At 66.2% G+C, this 2,574-nt stretch carries 2 protein-coding genes; both read left to right on the forward strand.

What is annotated here, in order from left to right:
- Positions 1 to 558 precede the first annotated feature (558 nt).
- Positions 559 to 1,572 (forward strand): ABC transporter permease, encoded by a 1,014-nt coding sequence (locus tag FNJ47_RS45570; protein ID WP_163163272.1) that lies wholly within the window; start codon positions 559 to 561, stop codon positions 1,570 to 1,572.
- Between the two features lie 3 nt (positions 1,573 to 1,575).
- Entirely contained in the window at positions 1,576 to 2,475 is a 900-nt protein-coding gene (locus FNJ47_RS45575; protein WP_163163274.1) for an ABC transporter permease, read from the forward strand.
- Positions 2,476 to 2,574: the final 99 nt, after the last annotated feature.

Here is a 2,574-nt window from a genome sequence, read left to right on the forward strand (position 1 = left end):
CAGATGGATTCGAGCTTGCGCTGGACCGCTCGTAGCGCGGCGAAATGGTTGGGCGATGTCTCGTCCGACGTCTTGGCTTCGAATACGCGGCTTACCCCTCTCCCTGCCCCTCCCCCGCAAGGGGGGAAGGAATGAGAGAGCAGTGCTCACCTCACTTGTGTGAAGAGCCGACACGGCATCATGCAAGGCCACAACGGGACTGGAAGGGCTCCCTCCCCCCTTGCGGGGGCGGGTTGGGGAGAGGGATGCCGCTTGCTCCGATGTCAGATGGATTCGAGCTTGCGCTGGACCGCTCGTAGCGCGGCGAAATGGTTGGGCGATGTCTCGTCCGACGTCTTGGCTTCGAATACGCGGCTTACCCCTCTCCCTGCCCCTCCCCCGCAAGGGGGGAGGGAATGAGAGAGCAGTGCTCACCTCACTTGTGTGAAGAGCCGACACGGCATCATGCAAGGCCACAACGGGACTGGAAGGGCTCCCTCCCCCCTTGCGGGGGAGGGGCAGGGAGAGGGGTAAGCCCAGCCGGCGGTGCGCGTGGCATGATTGGATCGGGAGCACGCCATGCTGTCCCTGATCGGCAAGCGGCTGCTGTTTGCGATCCCGTCGCTGATCGGGGTCGTGATCGTGACGTTCCTGCTGACGCGTGCGCTGCCGGGCGATCCGGCGGCGTATTTCGCGGGTCCAGCCGCGACGAAGGAGGCAGTCGACCAGATCAGGAAGAAGCTCGGCTTCGACAAGCCGCTGATCGAGCAGTTCGTCCGCTACACCAATGATCTTGCCCATGGCGATCTCGGCACCTCGCTGACCACGGGGCAGCCGGTCGCGGCCGAGTTGCGCAACCGCCTGCCGGCATCGGCCGAGCTCACGCTGCTCGGCCTCGTCGTCTCGATCGTGATCGCGATTCCAGTCGGCGTGCTGGCGGCGACGCGGCCGGGCTCCTGGATCGACCATCTTTGCCGCGTCACCACGACGGCCGGCGTGTCGCTGCCGGTGTTCTTCACCGGGCTCGTGCTGGTTTACCTGTTCTATTTCCGGCTCGGCTGGGCGCCGGCGCCGCTCGGCCGGCTCGACGTGTTCTACAGCGCGCCGCCGACCGTCACCGGCTTCTATCTGATCGACACACTGATCGCGCGCGACTTCGAGGCGTTTCGGTCTGCGTTCAGCCAGCTGATCCTGCCGGCGGTGACGCTTGCGATCTTCTCGCTGGCGCCGATCGCGCGCATGACGCGCGCCTCGATGCTGGCGGTGCTGGCGTCGGATTTTGTCCGCACCGCGCGCGCCAGCGGCCTGTCGCCCCGCAAGGTGATCGTGACCTACGCGTTCCGCAACGCGATGCTGCCGGTCATCACCACGCTCAGCATGGTGTTCTCGTTCCTGCTCGGCGCCAATGTGCTGGTGGAGAAGGTGTTCGCCTGGCCCGGCATCGGCTCCTACGCCGTCGAGGCGCTGATCGCCTCCGACTTCGCGCCGGTGCAGGGCTTCGTGCTGACCATGGCGGTCATGTACGTGCTGCTGAATCTCCTGATCGACATCCTCTACGGCGTCATCGATCCCCGCGTCAGGCTGGAGGGCTAGCACATGAGCAGCGTCGCGCCGACCGTCGAGCCCGCAGGTCCCGCCCGCACATCCGGACTTGCCGCGGTGCTGGAGCAGACCCGCTATGTGCTGAGCGAGAACAAGGTCACGGGCTTTGCCTTCGCGCTGCTGGTCCTGATCCTGTTCGCCGCGCTGTTCGGGCCTTACGTCGTGCCGTACGATCCGCTTGCCTCCGACACCGCGGCCGCACTGAAGCCGCCGTCCGCCGCGCACTGGTTCGGCACTGATCAGCTCGGCCGCGACATTTTCAGCCGCGTAATCGTCGCGACAAGACTCGACACCTTCATCGCGGTCGCCTCCGTCGTGCTGGTGTTCCTGATGGGCGGGCTCGCCGGCATCGCCGCCGGCTATTTCGGCGGCTGGACCGATCGCATCGTCGGCCGCATCGCCGACACCATCATGGCGTTTCCGCTGTTCGTGCTGGCGATGGGCATCGTCGCCGCGCTCGGCAACACCGTGCAGAACATCATCATCGCGACCGCGATCGTGAACTTCCCACTCTATGCGCGCGTCGCGCGCGCCGAAGCCAACGTCCGCCGCAATGCCGGCTTCGTGCAGGCGGCGCGGCTCTCCGGCAATGGCGAATACCGCATCCTGCTCGGACACATCCTGCCGAACATCATGCCGATCATGATCGTGCAGATGTCGCTGACCATGGGCTATGCGATCCTCAACGCCGCGGGCCTGTCCTTCATCGGGCTCGGTGTCCGGCCGCCGACCGCGGAGTGGGGCATCATGGTCGCCGAGGGCGCCGGCTTCATGGTCTCAGGCGAATGGTGGATCGCGCTATTCCCGGGCCTGGCGCTGATGGTCGCGGTGTTCTGCTTCAACCTGCTCGGCGACGGCCTGCGCGACATCGTCGACCCGCAGCGGAGGACGTGATGACCGTCAAGTGCGGGGAGGGAAGCGCAACGTTTGGAAGTGAGGTGGGCACTGTTCTCTCATTCCCTCCCCCCGTGCGGGGGAGGGGCAGGGAGAGGG

The organism is Bradyrhizobium uaiense, from assembly GCF_010811875.1.
Taxonomy (GTDB): domain Bacteria; phylum Pseudomonadota; class Alphaproteobacteria; order Rhizobiales; family Xanthobacteraceae; genus Bradyrhizobium; species Bradyrhizobium uaiense.

Excerpts from the sequence above, each read along its gene's own strand:
- FNJ47_RS45570 (WP_163163272.1), top strand. The coding sequence starts at position 559 with ATGCTGTCCCTGATCGGCAAGCGGCTGCTGTTTGCGATCCCGTCGCTG.
- FNJ47_RS45575 (WP_163163274.1), top strand. The coding sequence starts at position 1,576 with ATGAGCAGCGTCGCGCCGACCGTCGAGCCCGCAGGTCCCGCCCGCACA.